23 protein-coding genes are annotated in these 18,647 nt (G+C 42.3%); 8 read left to right on the top strand and 15 right to left on the bottom strand.

Features of this window, described 5'->3' with window-relative positions:
• Positions 1-215: 215 nt before the first annotated feature.
• A complete protein-coding gene (locus EIZ39_RS25395) occupies positions 216-428 on the top strand; it encodes a hypothetical protein (RefSeq protein ID WP_129204238.1) in 213 nt (70 codons plus the stop codon).
• A gap of 188 nt (positions 429-616) precedes the next feature.
• Positions 617-760, top strand: coding sequence for a DUF2639 domain-containing protein (locus EIZ39_RS25390; RefSeq protein WP_129204236.1), 144 nt, complete (start codon positions 617-619; stop codon positions 758-760).
• A gap of 224 nt (positions 761-984) precedes the next feature.
• On the opposite strand, the gene EIZ39_RS25385 is transcribed toward EIZ39_RS25390, so the two are convergent.
• Entirely contained in the window at positions 985-2,358 is a 1,374-nt protein-coding gene (locus tag EIZ39_RS25385) for a PstS family phosphate ABC transporter substrate-binding protein (RefSeq protein WP_129204234.1), read from the bottom strand.
• 126 nt (positions 2,359-2,484) lie between these two features.
• Between EIZ39_RS25385 and EIZ39_RS25380 the strand changes: the two genes are divergently transcribed.
• Positions 2,485-2,910, top strand: a complete 426-nt coding sequence (locus tag EIZ39_RS25380; protein WP_129204232.1) for a zinc ribbon domain-containing protein — start codon at positions 2,485-2,487, stop codon at positions 2,908-2,910.
• 46 nt (positions 2,911-2,956) lie between these two features.
• Here the strand turns inward: EIZ39_RS25380 and EIZ39_RS25375 are convergent, their stop codons facing one another.
• Entirely contained in the window at positions 2,957-3,166 is a 210-nt protein-coding gene (locus EIZ39_RS25375; RefSeq protein WP_129204230.1) for a hypothetical protein, read from the bottom strand.
• Between the two features lie 419 nt (positions 3,167-3,585).
• On the opposite strand from EIZ39_RS25375, the gene EIZ39_RS26995 reads away from it, so the two are divergent.
• Positions 3,586-3,762 carry a hypothetical protein gene (locus tag EIZ39_RS26995; protein ID WP_164985339.1) on the top strand — a complete coding sequence of 59 codons (177 nt, stop codon included), beginning with the start codon at positions 3,586-3,588 and terminating at the stop codon, positions 3,760-3,762.
• 51 nt (positions 3,763-3,813) lie between these two features.
• On the opposite strand, the gene EIZ39_RS25370 is transcribed toward EIZ39_RS26995, so the two are convergent.
• The 7 genes from EIZ39_RS25370 to EIZ39_RS25340 all read right to left on the bottom strand — a co-directional run bounded on the left by EIZ39_RS25370 (position 3,814) and on the right by EIZ39_RS25340 (position 10,062).
• On the bottom strand, positions 3,814-4,620 hold the full coding sequence (locus EIZ39_RS25370; protein ID WP_129204228.1) for a pentapeptide repeat-containing protein: 807 nt from the start codon (positions 4,618-4,620) through the stop codon (positions 3,814-3,816).
• Between the two features lie 128 nt (positions 4,621-4,748).
• On the bottom strand, positions 4,749-4,988 hold the full coding sequence (locus tag EIZ39_RS25365) for a YuzB family protein (protein WP_129204242.1): 240 nt from the start codon (positions 4,986-4,988) through the stop codon (positions 4,749-4,751).
• 105 nt (positions 4,989-5,093) lie between these two features.
• A complete protein-coding gene (locus EIZ39_RS25360) occupies positions 5,094-5,789 on the bottom strand; it encodes a response regulator transcription factor (protein WP_129204226.1) in 696 nt (231 codons plus the stop codon).
• A 16-nt stretch (positions 5,790-5,805) separates the two neighbouring features.
• A complete protein-coding gene (locus EIZ39_RS25355; protein ID WP_129204224.1) occupies positions 5,806-7,242 on the bottom strand; it encodes a sensor histidine kinase in 1,437 nt (478 codons plus the stop codon).
• A gap of 13 nt (positions 7,243-7,255) precedes the next feature.
• A complete protein-coding gene (locus tag EIZ39_RS25350; RefSeq protein ID WP_129204222.1) occupies positions 7,256-8,008 on the bottom strand; it encodes an ABC transporter permease in 753 nt (250 codons plus the stop codon).
• Positions 7,995-8,726 (bottom strand): ABC transporter ATP-binding protein, encoded by a 732-nt coding sequence (locus EIZ39_RS25345; protein WP_240675945.1) that lies wholly within the window; start codon positions 8,724-8,726, stop codon positions 7,995-7,997. The genes EIZ39_RS25350 and EIZ39_RS25345 overlap by 14 nt, the downstream gene beginning before the upstream one ends.
• A 70-nt stretch (positions 8,727-8,796) precedes the next feature.
• Positions 8,797-10,062: a hypothetical protein gene (locus tag EIZ39_RS25340; RefSeq protein WP_129204218.1), complete on the bottom strand. Its 1,266-nt coding sequence runs from the start codon at positions 10,060-10,062 to the stop codon at positions 8,797-8,799.
• 309 nt (positions 10,063-10,371) lie between these two features.
• Between EIZ39_RS25340 and EIZ39_RS25335 the strand changes: the two genes are divergently transcribed.
• Entirely contained in the window at positions 10,372-11,268 is an 897-nt protein-coding gene (locus EIZ39_RS25335) for a DMT family transporter (protein ID WP_129204216.1), read from the top strand.
• 263 nt (positions 11,269-11,531) lie between these two features.
• Here EIZ39_RS25335 and EIZ39_RS25330 read toward each other — a convergent pair whose 3' ends face one another.
• The 4 genes from EIZ39_RS25330 to EIZ39_RS25315 all read right to left on the bottom strand — a co-directional run bounded on the left by EIZ39_RS25330 (position 11,532) and on the right by EIZ39_RS25315 (position 15,371).
• On the bottom strand, positions 11,532-12,413 hold the full coding sequence (locus tag EIZ39_RS25330) for a PhzF family phenazine biosynthesis protein (protein ID WP_129204214.1): 882 nt from the start codon (positions 12,411-12,413) through the stop codon (positions 11,532-11,534).
• 20 nt (positions 12,414-12,433) lie between these two features.
• Positions 12,434-12,862, bottom strand: coding sequence for a DMT family transporter (locus EIZ39_RS25325; RefSeq protein WP_129204212.1), 429 nt, complete (start codon positions 12,860-12,862; stop codon positions 12,434-12,436).
• Positions 12,863-13,710: 848 nt separating this feature from the next.
• Positions 13,711-13,941 carry an aspartyl-phosphate phosphatase Spo0E family protein gene (locus EIZ39_RS25320; protein WP_240675944.1) on the bottom strand — a complete coding sequence of 77 codons (231 nt, stop codon included), beginning with the start codon at positions 13,939-13,941 and terminating at the stop codon, positions 13,711-13,713.
• 374 nt (positions 13,942-14,315) lie between these two features.
• Entirely contained in the window at positions 14,316-15,371 is a 1,056-nt protein-coding gene (locus EIZ39_RS25315; protein WP_129204210.1) for an LLM class flavin-dependent oxidoreductase, read from the bottom strand.
• A gap of 146 nt (positions 15,372-15,517) precedes the next feature.
• Between EIZ39_RS25315 and EIZ39_RS25310 the strand changes: the two genes are divergently transcribed.
• Together EIZ39_RS25310 and EIZ39_RS25305 are read left to right on the top strand one after the other, a co-directional pair.
• Positions 15,518-16,333 (top strand): hypothetical protein, encoded by an 816-nt coding sequence (locus EIZ39_RS25310; RefSeq protein WP_129204208.1) that lies wholly within the window; start codon positions 15,518-15,520, stop codon positions 16,331-16,333.
• Position 16,334: 1 nt separating this feature from the next.
• Positions 16,335-16,895 carry a hypothetical protein gene (locus EIZ39_RS25305; protein ID WP_129204206.1) on the top strand — a complete coding sequence of 187 codons (561 nt, stop codon included), beginning with the start codon at positions 16,335-16,337 and terminating at the stop codon, positions 16,893-16,895.
• A gap of 47 nt (positions 16,896-16,942) precedes the next feature.
• On the opposite strand, the gene EIZ39_RS25300 is transcribed toward EIZ39_RS25305, so the two are convergent.
• A complete protein-coding gene (locus tag EIZ39_RS25300; RefSeq protein ID WP_129204204.1) occupies positions 16,943-17,332 on the bottom strand; it encodes an MmcQ/YjbR family DNA-binding protein in 390 nt (129 codons plus the stop codon).
• A gap of 106 nt (positions 17,333-17,438) precedes the next feature.
• Here EIZ39_RS25300 and EIZ39_RS25295 point away from each other — a divergent pair, with 106 nt between their 5' ends.
• Positions 17,439-17,777: a YrdB family protein gene (locus tag EIZ39_RS25295; protein ID WP_129204202.1), complete on the top strand. Its 339-nt coding sequence runs from the start codon at positions 17,439-17,441 to the stop codon at positions 17,775-17,777.
• A gap of 350 nt (positions 17,778-18,127) precedes the next feature.
• Here the strand turns inward: EIZ39_RS25295 and EIZ39_RS25290 are convergent.
• Positions 18,128-18,647, bottom strand: a 520-nt coding sequence (locus EIZ39_RS25290; protein ID WP_205668644.1) for a coiled-coil domain-containing protein, incomplete at its 5' end; no start/stop codon positions are given.

Here is an 18,647-nt window from a genome sequence, read left to right as displayed (position 1 = left end):
TGTCCAATCCTGTTAGGGGGCTTTAGAGAATGGACGTTCCACCCTAAAAATCGGTTCCAAAAACAGGAATAACGGAACTTTGTCCGTCTATTTGACCCTATTTAACCCCATTATTAAAAATAGTCGGAAATCCTCCGGTTATTTATCTACGTATAATCCCCCTTGCATTCAAACATCCTATTAAGTATTAATGAATGATAGGAGGCTTTTGACCCATGAATCCTTTAGAGAATATTGGAGAAGAATTACGTAGCTTAGGACACGATCGAAGGGAATTAGTAGAAAAAATTCTCTCAGAAGTAGATCAAGGAGATCGCTCAACCTCCTTAGAGTTATATCAACAGTTAAGTCGAGTAAGTGAGCAGGCGATGTCACTCATGCAAAAACAAAAGGAAATCATCGACCACGAAATCAAGAATCTGCAATAAAAGAGAAAGGGTGTCCCAGAAGGTCGGTAAAACCGATTCCGAAATGGACACCCTCCTTATTTATACGAAAAATCCAGCGGTCTATGTAGTAGTGATCTACAAATCTCCTGGTCCTAAGTCATGTTCTCAACCCTCCTTTCATAGACATAGAAAGGTCAGCGTAAAACTTAGTGAAAGGGTGAGAAAGCATGCACATTGGAACTAAGGGTTACTACGTCCAGAAGCTAAAGGAACAAAACATTCGATTGATCAACGGTAAACGACTAGAGTCCATGAAGACACACGAGTTAGCGAATCTCTATGATAAGCATGTGAAAAATAAGGACGATTGAACCTGCCCAAAAACAAGAGGCTGCCTTGAACGGCAGCCCTTCAATGAAGATTATGAGGATGGAGTCGAACACTTTCTAAAGACCTTTCATCGTAATAATCAATCGTCAGTTCTTTTAACCACAAGCCCCTTTCACTACTCCAATTCGTTATCCTTTTGCCAAACTCAGCAAGTGTCTTGGCATCCCAATCATAGCTAAAACTATTAAGAAAGAAAACCCAGCGCCTAAAAAGGAACAAATCCCCCTCTTTCAATTGCCTTTTTCCCCTTTTCACTTAAGATCCAATTCAGCATCTGATTAGCTGCACTATCTTCAGGTTCTCCTTCCCTTGTTACCGCATAGACGGTTGCAGTAAAAGGATATTTATCCGAAATAATATTTTCCTTATTGCTTGGAATGCCATTGATGGAGAGAAACTTCACATTCTCATTTCGGTTCATCTCATTGGCAAAGTAGTAAAAGGAGTATCCTATCGAGCTTTTCGAGTTTTTATAATCTGCCACGGTCGTGATTAGTCCACCCATAGCACTAATCATTTGCGACTGAGGAGGCGTAGCCATAGTTATGTTTTTCATCACCTTTTTTTCCATAAATGTCTGGCTCCCCGAATTTTCATTCCTCTGATAGGCAGTAATGTCCGCATCAGCCCCTCCTAACTCAGACCAGTTCGTCCATTTTCCCGAATAGATCTGCTGAATTTGCTCCACCGTGAGATTTTCAATGGGATTATTTTTGTGAACTAGAAATATAAAAGCATCCTTGCCAATCGGCGTGAGCTTTAACTCTACTCCATACTCTTGCGCGAGCTGCAACTCTTGATCCGATGGACCGGATACGAAAATGATGTCCGCTTTTCCTTGAATCAGGTTCACATAAGCTTCGTGCGATTTATTAAAATACACTTTTTGCTTCGACGTCTTCACTCTCACTCCCGTGGTTTCCCTTACAAGAATTTCTCCAAAAGGGATAGCGGCCGTTGCCCCATCCAATCGCGGCATCGTCTCTAGAGTGAACATCGTAGATCTTGGCACGACACTTACCACTATCACCCCAAGGGTAAGCAGAAGAGGAATCCCAATCATCACCCTTCCCACCTTGTTCCGCATCTTTTCCCCTAAAGAAAGCCCAAGAATATACCCCAATCCAGGTAAAAACGTAGGCAGCAACCCTATAACCATCATCGTGTTTGGATAAGAAATGTAGACCTCTAATGAATCAAGCGCGGGCATCGCCCACAAAACGTAGATCATATACAAGAGCCATGAGAACCCGCCAAAATGAGCACCCGAACTCTGAGCTTTCGTATAGCAAACATACCAGATCAGGAATCCGATCAAAGTTACGGGCAGAATAACAAGAGACCGGTGGACCCAATTCGAGCTGGTAGCTGGACTGTCCTTTACCCCCAACCAGACAAACAGCAATCCAATAACTGTAAAGTAAAGCAATACCGCCCCAAGAAACGTACTGTCTCTATAGGTAGCTAAAGACGAAAACCAATCAAACAGCAGCGTCGTGAGTAGTCCAAAACCAATACAAAACAATAAATAAATTCCTGTAAATCTTAAAGCTCGTTTCCACGTCGCACTCGTACCCAACCCCTCATCCCCCTTTTTTTCTATATAAGGGTTTGACGATGGGAAGATAGGAAAAGTTACAACTTTTTTGAAACAAAAGCCACGGTAAACACGTCTATACAATAAAAGGAGAAAGGAGGACTGACGATGAAAAGTATTAAACCAGGTCGAGGACCTTCTGCCTTAGGGGCTGCGGGAAGTGTAGGGGCCGTCCTTTTTGGTGTTCTTTGGACGATCATCGCTTTCAGTATTACGCGGGATTCTCCGTTTCCGTTGGTTGGAACCATCTTCCCCTTGTTCGGCCTCATTTTTATCGGGATCGGAATTGCCAATGCTGTATTCCATTATAAAAATGCCACATCTAAAAATAGAATGTCCCTCTTGGATATCACAGATCACCATGAGGAGCCCGATCCACTAAACATGAGGTTTCATGGTAGAACAAAGCCCAACACCGAATCTCCCACTAACCATGAACCGGTCCGGAGAGTTGAAGGGGAGTTTTGTCCTTATTGCGGTACCAAAGTAAAGGCTGATTTTAACTTTTGTCCAAAATGTGGGAAAGACATATAAGTACGGACTGCCTACTTCTGGCAGTCCTTCTGCGAAGCCAACGCCACTAGCACTCTCTTCGAAAAACCTCCCATAACTCCATAGGTACACCTGCACCAAGGTCAATCGCATTAAAGTGTGCCTTGTGATCCCTACGTTCTTCTACACGCAACATTCTACCCTCAACCAGGTATCGATCCGTCTCCCACTCTGATTTAGAATCATGCATTGCGCCAATTAACTGATAGCATGGATGATGGAACATGTGTCTATCCATTTCTAACCTCCGAGGATTGTTGTTACTCTTTATAAGGTTAGACGTGCTTGTCGTACATCTTATTTCACACTGTGTAAAACATCACATCACGCTAATCATTTTCCCCCTATAATCAACTTATCAAATCGATTCCGACATCACGACCAATTCAAACTGGAGCAGTCTAGGAGCTGTAAGGACGATAGAGAGGCAGGGCTATTGTCGTTTTGGGAAGTTGAGAATTTTGAAGGGAGAAATTCACATGTTTTATAAAGAAAATAGATTAATTCTTCTCGGTAACACTCTTTTTATCACCTTGTTCCTTACTTTAATCTACTATTCTTTAACTATTATTCCTTTGTTGGCTTTAAAGTAGTTTTATTCGGAGTATAAATTCAAAATCTTTTATATAGATCAATTTTTATGATGGAGGTACGAACATGTCAATTATCCTTACCGAATCCCGATGCAAAGATTGTCAAACGAAATTAAGTTATTATGAAATCACAGAAAAAGAAGGGTTATGCATTCCATGTTATAAAGACCAACAGACTCCGGTCGTTCACACTCGCTTTGTTTTACCTAGGAAGAAAACAAAAAGAAGTAAAGCCATTTAAATGAAAGAGCCGTCCTATAATTAGGAATCGGCTTTTTGTGATTTCCCCTTTTTATGTTCTCCAATGATCAGGAAGGGTTAAATTTGTTGGCAATTTTGTATGCTTATTCCCATTTGCCGCGTTCACTTGGGCTTGGGTTAAAAATACGCTTCCTATTAAATTGGCTCCACTTAAATCGGCATCTCTTAGGTCTGCCCCAATAAAGTCCGTCATTCTCAAGTCAGCATCGCGCAAGTCAGCCGCAATAAGCAAAGCTCCTCTAAAGCTGAGACCTCTAAGGTTAGCCCCTCTTAATTTCGCACCGATGAAGTCGCTCCCCTTTTTGATCTTTCCCGGATTGACCTTTACTCGTACGAATTCACTCGTTTGGAGAAGCAGTGGACTAACCACAGCACGATGACGGGATAGATCTAACTTCAAAATTTTTTCTGGACTTAGCTTGGTGAGCTGTTCCGTCTCCTCAAACACTTGCCTTAGTTCATCATGAATCGACTCGGCTTCTTTATATGTCAATGCTTCCTGTAGATAGTGAAGCATCTCGTGAAGTTGTTGCATAATCGGAAACACTTGATACATCTCCTTCGCTTGAGCGGGTTGCTCTCGCCAATCCTTCCCCCCGTAAGTGACTTGGGAAACCTTTTGACCTGCGCCGAAGCATTCATATACTGTACAACCTTTAAACCCCTTATTTCGCAAATCTTTATGAATCCCACAGCGATAGTCCAATTGTAAGTTTCTACAGGGAGTGCCCCCGTCTTTTTCAATGGCAAAGTCAGCTGACTTCGCATAGGGTAAAGCGACACAACATAATCCAAAACAATTTTCACATTCCGCACGCCATTGGACGGCTTGGGACATATCTACACACCCTTTTTCTATCTAAATTCACTAGATTATTTTATACTAGACTTCCTCTTTTTTACAATGGAATTCATGAATATAAAAGGAAAAGCCACCCTAAAGCGGCTTCTTTGATGGTATGTATTTTAAAATTCAGCTAACTCCTCTTTTATTCTTTCTTTGATTAATTTAACACACTCTTCTATTGTTTTGGCGAAGACTCTTTTCCCATTGACTAAGGCATACGGACTTCGACTGCATAAGCCGCAAAGATTAAGACATTCCATTCGAATGACCGATGCCTCTGGGAACTCTTGTTCCAATTCCTCTAAATCGAAAGCGGTAATGAAGTTTGCATTGCACACTTCCACAATCACAATCCCAATCTCTGTCACCCCCAACTTTTAATAATTATTGTTTGTTGTTATAATGATTTTATATCTTTGTGAGCCTAACGCCAAACAGGCAGCGATATCCTCTCGCTGCCTACCTCACACGATAAACCTATACCCAGAGCCCCACACCGTACCGATATATTGAGGCTTGGACGGATTTTCTTCGATTTTCTCTCGGATTCGAGCGATATGGACCGTAACCGTAGAGGCGTCACCAAGCGCATCCATCCCCCATATCCTCTCAAACAGCTCATCTTTGCTGAATACCCGGTTTGCGTTTTGCAAGAGGAACAAAAGCAGGTCGAATTCCTTGTGAGCCATCGTCACCTCTTTTCCATCTATGAAGACTCGTCTGGCCTCTTTTTGCACCTCTAGCCCTCTAACTACGATCTTACTCCCATCGTCCCCCTTCCCGAACCTCTCTTTCATCCTCTCGAACTTGTTGAGGTGAGCTTGAACCCGGGCCACCAACTCGCCCGAGCTGAAAGGCTTCGTAATATAATCGTCTGCACCTAGACCAAGACCTTTAATTTTATAGATTTCTTCCGCTCTTGCGGAAACAAGAAGCACGGGAATATCTTCTTTTTCCCGGATGATCTTCAATAGCTCGAATCCATCCATTCCCGGCAGCATGATATCTAGAATAATAAGATGGAACGTTTCTTTCTCGAGGGCCTTCAAGCCGTCAGTTCCACTATGCACAATTCTTACGGAAAAGCCGCTCAGTTCTAGATAATCCTTTTGAAGATCTGCAATACTGTGATCGTCCTCTACAATCAATATGCTTTTCATCCTAGCCTCCACAACCCTACTCATACTTTTTCAGAGAAATCATCATGCGGGTTCCAACTCCGACCGTACTCGCAACCCAAATCTTCCCTTCGTGACCTTCCACAATTTGTTTCGCAATTGCAAGGCCGAGCCCGCTGCCGTCGGCACTCTTTCTCGATGGATCGGCACGGTAGAATCGATCGAAAATATGGGGGAGATCCTCCTCCGGTATGCCTCTTCCATTGTCTCGAATTTCTATAATCGCTGATGTTCGGGTTTCCCTTAAGAGGATATCCACCCGTCCGTCCGCTTTTTCCATGAACTTTTTAGCATTGTCTAAGATATTTTGAACGACCCGTTTCAACCGTTCTCTATCAATAGAAACCATGACAGGTTCCTTCAGTTCGTTGATTAAGGTCAGTTTCATGTTGGCTTTTTCGTATTCATAATGATAGTCCTCAGCACAATCCTCAAAATATTGAGCTAGATCGGTTCTCTCAAAATGGTAAGGAATCTGACCCAGATCGAGTTTTGAGTACAACAGAAGATCGTCAATCATGGCGTTCACCAGTATCGCCTTGGATCGGGCTGTTTCTAAGTAGGCTTGCCTTTTTTCGGGTGTGTGCGCCACCCCGTCGATAATCCCTTCAATGTATCCTTTGATCGATGTCACAGGAGTCTTCAAGTCGTGGGAGATACTTGAGATCAAGAACGTTCGATTCTCGTCGTATTTTTGCTGCAGATAAATGGATTCCTTCAACTTTATCCGCATCAATTCCAGCGTCCGGCAGAGTTCCTTGACCTCTCCTTCGCCTTCCTCTGTAATCCCTCCACTTAAATCCCCTTCACTAATTTTTACCGCGGCATCCTTAAGCCTAGAAACAGGCGCAATGATCCCCCGTGAGAAGCGGTACGATACCCAAAAATTAGAGATCAAAAAGGAAAGAATAAAAAAGCTAATCGTAAAAACCCCTAAGAACAGATAGAAATTTGCCTTCAGTTGGACAGGCGCAAGCAACAGAAAGACGCCCTTATCTCCCGTATGGAGCCGATAGTCTGCCCTTGAAAACATAAAGGTTCTGCCATCGAGCTCTATCGTATCCTGATCCGGTGCCCGATCCGACAACATCAAGCTCTTTTCGATATCAATTTCTTTAAACTTCCTCGTGGAGTACAGAACCTCTCTGTTCTTTAATATCACCGCATCTGCCCCGATGGCCTTCACCTGATTAGATAACTCTTGTTGATACTGTTGATCAAGCAACTGTTCGAACTCCATGGAGATCGCTGCCCTTTTGATTTCACCGAGCCCTGACCTCACCTCAAAGATTCTTTTCAAATCATTCATATCCGCTTCCGGGCCAATGATCCTCGTATAGGCAGCAACAAAGAGGATAACAGCGAGAACAGTTAAAGCAATAGAAACCATCACGGCCATGGCATTCATAAGAAAAAAGCGTTTGGTTAATTGCATTGAAATTACCTTTCTATATATCCTTGCGGTCAAACAAATAATATCCCGCCGTAAAGAACATTATACCACTTCCTGCCATAATTAAGATCTGGCGAAATATTTTATATCCATTCATCGTTTCGGATATCCAAAGGGTATACCAGTCAAACATAGTGGTGATAAAGAAGCTCGAGTAAGTTGAAAAAACAATACCCAGGAACTTAAACCCGATAAAAACAATAATCGAGAGGAAAAATACAGCCAGTCCTCCCCTTATGAGATTAGACAGCAAGACCACAAGTAAAGCAAACACGAACACCGGTAAAAACGTGGCAGAGTAAGCTAAAACTACTCGGATGATTCCGATCAAACTGGCAGAAGAAGGATTAAACAATAACCCCGCCAGGATCGATAGAATCATGACAAACATCAGATTCGCAAGGATAAACAAGGCTAAGGTCGCTACCTTGGCACTATATACTCCAAGCCTAGAAACCGGTCTTGTTAGTGTGATTTTCATGGTATTGGAGGAGAATTCTCCGTTAAACATATCGATCGCGACGAAGGTGGCAAACAAAGGCAAGATCGTATAAATAAAGATCGATAAGACCACTAAAGGAAATTCCGTACTACCTACTACGCGCAGACCCAGGCCATGCTTAATCGCCGTCACAGCGACTTGACCGATTAAGACGGCAAGAATAGAGAGTATGGCAGCTGCCACAATTTTTTTCTTTTTCAACAACTTTACAATTTCATTAATAAACGCTGGTTTAAACCCTACCATTTCGATCCACCTCACTGACAAAATAGTTTTCTAGTGAAGCGTAATCGGAAAGAATATTTCGGGTATACTCTACATTGACCAGCTTGCCGCCATAGACCACACCAATTCGGTTACAAGTAAGCTCCACATCATGAATCAAGTGGCTGGAAATAAAAAACGTCGTTCCTTCTTCCTCAGCCAGTCGCTTAATCAGTTTTCGCATATCCAACATGCCCTCGACATCGAGTCCATTCAATGGTTCATCAAGAATCAACAGCTTAGGCTTGGACAGAATGGCTGCCGCAACTCCCAACCTTTGTTTCATCCCAAGCGAAAACTTCTCTGATTTTTCGTTTTTAAATTTAATTAAACCAGTGATTTCCAGGCATTCATCAATTCGCTTCTGGTCCACCCCAGGGTAAAATCTTGCGAATAGCTTTAAATTATCACTCGCCGTTAGATAGGGATAAGATTCCGCTGTCTCAATAATACAGCCTACATCCTTCATCGCCTGAACGTAAGTCTCAAATATACTTGCACCAAAAAACTTAACATCCCCACTGTCCGGCTTAATTAGTCCAGCCATCATTTTCATGGCCGTTGTCTTTCCAGCCCCATTCGGTCCCAAGAAACCAAAGACATCCCCTTGATCCACTTCAAGGTTCAAATTACTGATCCCACGGCCGTTTTTATATATCTTGGTTAAGCCCGTAATTTCTATCGCTTTATTCTTCAACACATTCATCCCCTAGCTAAAATGACGTGGTTGAACCCTCAAGCCAATAGACTTGAGGGCACACCCTCATGTTTTATTCTTCAAATACGCGATTAAATTGTTGGTCAAAATTCGGACGGGTATTGGATCTCCAGGAATCCTTATCGATCATTTCTATTTGAAGGTCAAGATAGAGCTTACCAGGGTTGCTTAGATGAATCGAACCGGTTTCCTGCTCCCCTTTAGGATTCGTATACGTAAACTTCGGATTGTAGTCGTTCTGCTTATACTCAAACTTAAATTGGTACGAATCAGGATGATCTGTTTCAAACCCTGGCTTTACATTTTCGGAATACGCACCTGATACTTTACCGCCATCTACGCTTGTAATCTCAATCACTCTTTCACCAATCTTAACAAACTTACCATCTTTCTCTACAACAATGTCATTTTTGTATGTCCCCACATGTTTACTAGTTAATCCGCCAAAATGACTAACTTTCTCCACGTTTGCTCCATCGAGATCAGGCTTGGTGATCTTTGTAGTGCCCACATCGGAAAGCTTGAAGACCACATTCAGCGTAAGATCATGCTGAACACCGTTCTTATCCACTCCTGACAGCATGATATCTCCTGTGACATTTTCCAGGAATCCTTCTTTATTTTCAATCGCGGTTCCCGTAACCTTCTTTACGTGAATATCGCTCTCAATTTCAGCAAACTCCATTTTCCCTTCCATGTGGGCTTGGTCTCTCATCATTTGCTTTACTCCAAATGAAGAGACAGCATTCACGATAGCAGGGACTTGCGTTGCACTCAGACTCCCTGAATAAATTCTTCCCCCCTCAGGTCTGTCTTCCGCTTGCACATAGTCCTTCAAATTGCCAACCAAGGCATCCACGATCTTCTCAATCTCCGGTGCCCCCTTCTCGTTAAAAGGATTGCTGAATTTGCTCCAATTTTCCCTATCCATATCCTCAGGGAACTCCGTCACATAATATTTGTTTTCTATCCCACTCTTCCAGATGCTAACCTGTTTATCAGAATAGGAGTAATTACTTGTACTCTCGCCATTAGCATATTGGGTTACCGTCGAATTTTCCGATGCCTGCTTTTGGGTGTCCATTTTATTAAACGTGGACGCCTGCATCAAGGTGTGATCATTATCTTTTAGCGTAAACAACGCCTCGATCGTATAGTTGTTCAATCCCTTCTCCATCTGAGCAGCGGTCGTTTTCGCTGAATCCTTTAATCGGTCATATCCAGAGCCTAGCATCATATCAGCAAACGCTGTGGAAACAAATACACTTGCCCCAAGTGCAAAGGATAACACGGTCATTTTCTTCTTACTAAGTTTCATTATCTTTTTCTCCTTCATCAGATATTGGAGGAAACGTTTCTTCCTTGTTTTTCATTATAGTAGGCGGCTATTGAAACTATCTAAATAAACTATTAACAAATTATTAACTCCATGGACAACGTTCAACCTTTTACCGCGCTAATTGACGGAGACATAGAGTGTATAACTCGGCAACCACTCCCGCCAAGACTCCATTCTCAACAAACGAATGAGCTTAAAGATTAAGAATGGACGAATATATTAGAATTAAGCTATAATGAAAAAATTCAAACTGACAACCGAATATAGAAGAAAGATAGGAGTAAGAAAATGAAACAGGAAGAATCTTCGAGATCGATTGGCTTGCCATTACTCATCTCTATTATCGCAATATCGTTCGCGGCCATTTTCGTTAAATGGTCAGATGCACCAGCCACTATTTTAAGTATGTACCGCATGTGGCTTGCCTCTCTCCTCTTAACCCCCATCGTTTGGATCAAACGGGAGGAGTTTAAAAAATTAACTAAAAAAGATTGGGGCTTGTTAGCTCTTTCTGGTTTGTTCTTGGCTTTACACTTTGCCCTTTGGTTCGGCTCTCTGAAGTTAACCACCGTAGCAAGCTCAACCATTATCTTAGCTTTGCAACCTATTGTGGCGTTAGTCGGCGGTTTTATATTATATAAAGAAAGAACCAACATTTCATCTCTGATGACAATGGGCATTGCCGTGATTGGAGCCATTATGGTGGGCTGGGGAGATTTTGGATTAAGCAAGGAAGCCATACTGGGTGATATTCTTTCCTTCCTAAGTGTCATTGCGGTGGTGGGCTACTTGTTAATCGGACAAAGCACCGTCAGAAAAGTATCGCACTGGATTTATACCTTCTGCGTATTTTTCTTTGCTTCCATTATGTTATCTGCTTACAACTTAGGTACAGGAGTTGCTTTTGGCGGATATGAGGCAAAGGAGTGGGGGATCTTTCTCCTATTGGCAATCGTTCCTACCATTTCACATGTCATTAACAACTGGCTGTTAAACTATGTCAATACAACGACCATCTCTATGAGTATTTTAGGTGAACCCGTCGGAGCGACAGCCTTAGCCGCGATTCTTTTAGGTGAGCTGCTTGTTGGTTGGCAGATTGCCGGAGGCCTTCTCGTTCTAATCGGAGTTTTTTGCTTCTTAATCCAACAACAAAAACCAATACCGATTAAAGAAGCAGCGTAAAATAGCAGTCGGACCAGTATTGAGGTCGGCAAAGATCCCGGGTGGTACCCCGGGATCTTAGTCGGGCCAATATCAGGTCCTCAAAACCCTCGATTGACACCCTCAAATCTCACTTGAGCTATTTTCAGGGCTCCAAAACCCTCGGTTGGCACCCTCAAATCTCACTCGAGCCATTTTCAGGTCCTCAAAACCCTCGGTTGACACCCTCAAATCTTACTCGAACCATTTTCAGGGCTCAACCTCCCCGGTTGGCACCCTCAACGCTAGATCAAAACCTCAAAATCACGAACCAAAACGGCACTCCCTGTAATCTCCACGATGTTACCCTCATTCACCGTGACAAGCACTTTACCATCCTTCCCCATCTCCTGTCCCTGCTCAATCAAGAGTTCAAAGGAAGCATCGGGCTCCTTTGCTATATATCTGGCGTAATAGGCGCCCATCACACCTGATGCCGTACCCGTGACCGGATCCTCGATTGTTCCGGAAAACGGAGATGAAAAATGACGACCATGCATCTGGGCAAGGTTATCATAAGTCTCTAGACAAAAAGGATGGACGGATGCTCTCGGCATTTCCTTGAGAATGTCAGGAAAAAGCGGGTTATTGGGTTTCATTCGTTGACAGACCGCAAGACTGTTGATTGGAACTAGGAGCGTCCAAACCCCTGTACTTCCATACATAATGGGTAGGCTGGTGTCGAGATCTTCTTCTTTGATCCCCATTGAAAAAGCTAATTGCTTTAAAGAGCCTTGAAACTCTAAAAACTGAGGAGCTGCTTGTCTCATCGTAATGTAAAGTCCGTCCTCGTTTGAACTCGTCTTAATGGATAAGATCCCTGCTTTCGTTTCAATCGTAAATTCCGTTTGATCCCTTAACAAACCTCTAGACTTCAAAGCATACATCGTGGCAACGGTTGCGTGACCGCAAAGGTCCATCTCTGTACCCGGAGAGAAGAAGCGAATTCTTACATCCGCTTGTTCCGATGGAAGGGCAAAAGCCGTTTCATTAAATCCCACTTTTTCTGCTATGGACTGCATCTCTTCTTCCGTTAGATGTTCAGCATTCAGCACGACTCCCGCCGGATTTCCTTTGTGAGGCAGCGTAGTGAACGCATCATAGTGATAAACCTGTATGGTATTCAAATACACCCCAACCTTTCATTCTACTTATACTGAAACACCAAAATACCAACGATCATAATGACAATACCCATGATTTTATTTGTTGTTAATGGCATTTTCTCTACTCCAAACCAGCCAAAGGAATCGATAAAGAAGGCTAGCAGCAATTGTGAAATGAGAATGATGGCGACAGCATAAGCAGCACCCAAAAAAGTAATGCCTTTCATCACACTAAAGATAATCAAGACACCAAACGCCCCGCCTAAAAGATAAAGCTTGTTCACATCTTGCAGTTGACTTAGACTTCCATCCCTTATGATCATGAAAATCAAGAGAGATACAATAAATCCTAATCCATGAACGATCACATTGGTTTGCCATAAACCAATTTTCATACTTGCATTGGCATTAAACACACTTTGCAAACAAATAAACACACCCGCCATTAAAGAAAATAGTATTCCTTGCATTCCATTAACTCCTATCCATCACATCTTCGCATTACAATAGTGTTATAGTAAGTTCTATCCGATAAAAGCTTGTGCATCATTCTCTTCAGCAGAACTTACTATATAGGGCAGATAACGAACAGCCAATTCTCTTGGGTCGACTCTCAAGCAAATGATCCTTCTTTAGGTTTAAACTGTCTTTATAAATGGGATTCATTCATATTACTATATTTTGGTTTTTCCTGTACATACCATTAAGCATTATCTGCGAGCCGTGCACTGGAGAATGAAGAACCTAAATAGAAAAAGACCCCCATTCTAGCCTGAATGAGAGTCGCTTCACCTGAATACGATCATCGACTACTCTGATCACCATAACACTTACTTCTGTTGGTTAAGTGAAAAAGTTCACAAACTATCCACAGCTTATTCGACTACGATCGGCTATAATAAGAGTACAGAAAGAAATGAATAACAAATAGATGAGGCTATCATGGTCGGTCTCTCCAAAGAGATTTAAGCACGGATCAACATCTGAATCACTGGATCAATGCATGTAGTAGTATCCAACGAAGGATTTGACAGAGTTACACGATTTGAAGGCAGGCGTAAAGACAATATTTCTCACAAGAGCATCTGGTGTAAAAGCTTAAGGAAATTTAAGAGACCGGAGGGACTGACTGTAATAGACTCATCCATTAAGAAGCCGCGAAAGGTCGGCTTCTTTTTTTATGAATGGACATATGAACTGATGTCCGCTTTTTAATAAAGATGGATAAAATTAAAAAATCCCCCTTTTCAGTTCCCAACCATAGGTGGGAGAATGGAGGATACGTATTTTATAGGTAGTAACGAGAAGACTCCTATAATCAGGTTATTCTCCACTCTGCTTTCTTTACTCCGACAAAGGACATCCATGAAAAAAAAGGGACTCGTCTATAAGAATCATAGCGATTCAATAGCTCATCAAGCTTTTGACTTACTTGAATGACTTCTGAATCTAAGATCCCTTTAGACAAGGTCAGTCGATTTAGCTGCATGCGCAACATTTCAATCTCTTGCAGCAGCTCCTCAATTTCCTCTACTTTAACCATGGACATCTCATCCACTCCTATCCTATTGTGTAATTCATTAGCATCGATTTTAGAATTTTTTCAGGACATAACAACTAATACTCATCATATGCAAAAAAACAAGCCACATTCATTCTTCTTTTGTCACGTGAAAAAATTCACAAATTATCCACAGCGTTTTACTCTTCCATCCCCTATAATTAAGGTACAGATATAAATAAGTAAATAGATAAGGCTATCACCGTCGGTCTCTCCTTACAGGTAAAACATGAACACTTGTGAAAGACTACTTAACATCCGATCCCCAAAGGTAGAAGTTTAAGCCATAAGTCGGAGGGACTGACTGTAATAGACTTATCTTGATGCTGACTCTTTTGGGGTCAAGCCTCTTTTATTTCCCCTTACAGCCCCTCTTCTGCTTCCCATCTCGCGATTTCATCCCGCACTCGTGGTGCCACTTCCTTTCCCAACAACTCAATAGCTCTCATCACGTCCCCATGTGGCATCGACCCCACAGGTACGTGAAGCATAAAGCGAGTGATTCCAACCTGCTTTCGTAGGTGAATGATCTTCTCAGCTACTGTCTCTGGATCCCCAACGTACAAGGCCCCTTCAAATCTTCGAGCCGCATCGTAACTTCTACGGGTATAAGGTCCCCATCCTCGTTCCCGTCCTATCACGTTCATGACATATTGCGTAGAAGGGAAAAATTTATCGGCCGCCGCCTGTGTATCCTCTGCAATAAAGCCGTGAGAATGGGACGCAACAGGTAACTTCGCAGGGTCATGACCAGCCTGGGCCGCTGCCTTCTTATACAGTTCAACCAACGGAGCAAATTGCAATGGACTTCCACCAATAATAGCAAGAACAAGCGGCAGTCCTAACAAACCAGCCCGTATTACCGATTCTGCATTGCCACCGCTGCCAATCCACACGGGTAAAGGATTCTGGATCGGGCGTGGGTATACTCCTCGATTTTGAATAGCTGGCCGATGCCCCCCTTTCCAGGTCACTTTTTCTGACTCACGGATCTTCAATAACAACTCCAGCTTTTCCTCGAAAAGCTCATCGTAATCGTTCAAATCATAACCAAACAGAGGAAAAGACTCGATAAAAGAACCACGACCCGCCATAATCTCAGCCCGACCATTTGAAATGCCATCCAAGGTCGCAAAATCTTGAAACACGCGTACCGGATCAGCAGAGGAAAGTACGGTTACGGCACTCGTCAACCGAATTCGTTTCGTTTGTGGTGCTGCTGCTGCCAGCACAATAGCAGGAGATGACGCGGCAAAATCCTCCCGGTGATGCTCGCCCACACCAAAAACATCCAACCCTACTTGATCAGCGAGGATAATCTCCTCAACCACCTCACGCAAACGCTGTGCATGGCTAATAACCTCTCCCGTATCAACATCCGGAGTCGTCTCAACAAATGTACTAATCCCAATTTCCATTCTAAGCATCCCTCCACCATTTATATTAAGTATATTTTGAGGTTTTTCCTTGTCAATTTCAAGTTACTAAACGCATTAAAGTAACCATGATGAAATATATATGGACCCTTCCACGTCTAATCTTAAAGAAAGCGAGGGATGCAAACATGAGTCGCATAAAAATAGGGCTAAGTCTGTTAGCTCTTGTTTTATTGTGGGTTGGCAATATGACTTACTATCAACGACATCAACTCGATGAGCCTTTATTTATGAAGCATTATTATAATATCGTAACCTTGGGAAATCAGCTCAATTTTGAGTTATATTACCTGGTCAATCAACGAGAAGATGTAGGCATATATCGGTTGCATCTACCAGATAGCGAAATTGATCTATACCCTACATGGGAACACGACAATAACCATTCACAATACCATAAGCTGAAAAACGCACGCTTCGAATGGGATGAAGTCGCACTGGAATCTCTTAAAGATGACATGCAGATCAGGGAAATTGAAGTAGAATTCACAAATGGATCTCGTAAACTAGTCGATATTGGGGAAATCCTGATTCGCAAAACAAACGAGGACCCTGCTTACATCCACAGCCAATCCAGTGGAAGTTCATCAGACAACACAGGGTTTTCCCATTATAGACAAAAAGAAGAACTTAAATTCATCGGACTGAAGCACTTGCCACCACAACTAGATGCCAAGTACTTGTCTTTTCAAGTAAACGGTCAGCATGTCGAGGTTGCTTCTCCGTCTCACAATTTAGATTTCAAGCCATATCTCGAAGTGAAATATGCCTTTCACTTCCCTCAGGATGACCCAAGAGCCCAAAATATCTATTCGAGTATGTCAGAATTAGAGGTCCAAACCCCTGATGGGCAGATAAAAGAGGGCTTAATGTTTATCAATTATACTCCGAATTGGAGTACCGCGGATATTCGAGCCATCCTTCGTGAGAGGAGGGCAAAATAGTATGTACACTACTGCCTATCAACGGCTTTTTCAAGGATTCTTGCTGATCCTTCTTGATTTACGAATTCAATTCTTTGATATTCTACCTGACTTTGTGGGTTACATTCTCGTTTTCCGTGCTTTAGGGATTTTAGCATCACAGCACCTAAATTTTTCAAAGGCGAAACCCTTTGCCCTAGCCCTAATTTTCTTGTCCTTAACCAACCTACTACCGTTTACACAGGCGAATCTCTTGGAATACTCCTTTTCCACACAAGAGTTAGGATGGTTAGTTATTGGGCAAGCCATTATTTTAACTGAACTCTTCCTTCTCTATTGGATAATTCAGGGAATCTACGAAGTGGCGAAAGATAGAGGAAACGAAGAGCTGCAAGAAAAAGCCCAATTCCGTTGGAAGTTTTACTTTATAGCCACCTCGGTCTTGCTCGTCTATACTCCTTTTGCGCTTAATCTAGATCCAGCTTGGGTCCAGCTTATGATCCTTTTTGTGGTCGCCCTGTTCTTGGCTATGCTTCTCATCCTAGGTCTGATTCGTTCGGCAGGGCGAGAGCTTAAAGATTAAAATAAAAACGGCAGAAGCCTGTGCTTTGCCGTTTTTTCTTATGGCTGTTACGATCCTTGCTTTAAAAGTTCCTTCGCCAGTCTTTTCGGTGCTGCTTTAAGATACGCCTCTTTGATTAAGCCAGTGAGTTCATCCCAATCTATAGGTTCTTCAGACTTAATCGACACCCAACCGTGGTGACCGATATACGGTGTTTTGACATATCTCGCTTGCTGTAGAAGAAGCTCTTGAGTTTCCCGATCCGACTTAAAAGATAGGCCGACTACCCCCTCTTCATTTTCCCCCATCATCACAAACGATTTCTGCCTGACTTTGAAGGTAGTGTGACCGAAACCGTCTATGATTTCCTCCACCTCAGGAAACTCTCCGCAAATTTGCCGTACTTCCTTCAACATCTCCATACCCTTTTCTGATTTCAAATTTTTATCGTGACTCATTTGACATCCCTCCGAACAATTTTATGTTATGTCTTATATTTATTCTTGCATTCTTTTCCACTCCATGTTATTAGTTGACTAACGAAACGAAAAGAAGGAAAGAAAGATGCTAATATTACAAATGATCAATCTAGGAGTTCGATTTACATTAGAGCTTGTCGCCCTATGGATCTTTGGCTATTGGGCCTATCAGATGGGTAGCACTGGGGTTACGAAACTTTTGTTAGGCGCAAGCGCTCCTCTTGGAATTGCTATATTGTGGGGAATATTCGGCTCTCCCAAAGCTATTTACCCCCTGACCGGTGGACTCCACTACTTACTTGAATTTATAGTCTTTGGACTGCCCGGCTTGCTATTATGGTTTTTGGAAAAACCAAACTGGGCGATCGTCTATGGAGTTGTAGTTGCAGTAAATAAGGTGTTGATGGTAGTCTGGGACCAGTAATTACTAATAGTGGAGAAGTACAGCCTTAAGCTCACCTTCACTTGCGTTACTAAAGCAAGAAGCTGCTTCTTTACAAAATTACGCTTTTGGACTGGAATATAGCAGGAGAAAATTCCGTTATTCACTAAAATTTAACATTTTTGATCCTATTAAGAGGAAAATTTCCGCTAATTGATTAAAATTCATTCTCAAATTGCCTTTTTAAGCTAGATAACAGGAAAAAATCCGCTTATTTTGACTCTTTCTCAACCCAAAAGTGAAATAACGGAAATTTATCCGGCTATTTTTGGTTCTCATGAGACGTATTGGATTTCTTTTCTTGAGAGAGGAAAAAAACGAGGGTAAATAAGCTATTGCGTTGATTTCTTTATTAAATGAATATCAAGCTCTGTGTCAGCAACTCTCCTATTTATATAATGAACGCTTTCTTTGAGGCCACGGACTTCTCTAAGGATAAGGTTATCACAATTTATGTTTTCCAGATGCTTAGACTCAATGGAAGCTTTCAACTCTTGAATATCACTCTTGGTAGCCATCGTTGTTCTTATCGTCTTTAGTTCCCCATTAATCCCATGCACTTCTCCATTGAGACCTTCTATTTGTCCGTTGATACCCTCGATTTGTCCGTTAATACCTTCTAATTCTCCTTTAATCCCATGCACCTCTCCATTGAGTCCTTGTATTTGTCCGTTGATACCTTGTATTTGTCCGTTGATACTTTGTATTTCTCCTTTAATCCCATGCACCTCTCCATTGAGAACTTCTATTTGTCCGTTGATACCCTCTATTTGTTCGTTAATACTTTCTAATTCTCCTTTAATGCCGCGCACCTCTCCATTAACTCTAAAGCCCCCTAACAGGATTGGACAC

Source organism: Ammoniphilus sp. CFH 90114 (assembly GCF_004123195.1).
Taxonomy (GTDB): Bacteria; Bacillota; Bacilli; order Aneurinibacillales; family RAOX-1; genus YIM-78166.
This window is presented reverse-complemented; position numbering and strand designations above follow the sequence as displayed.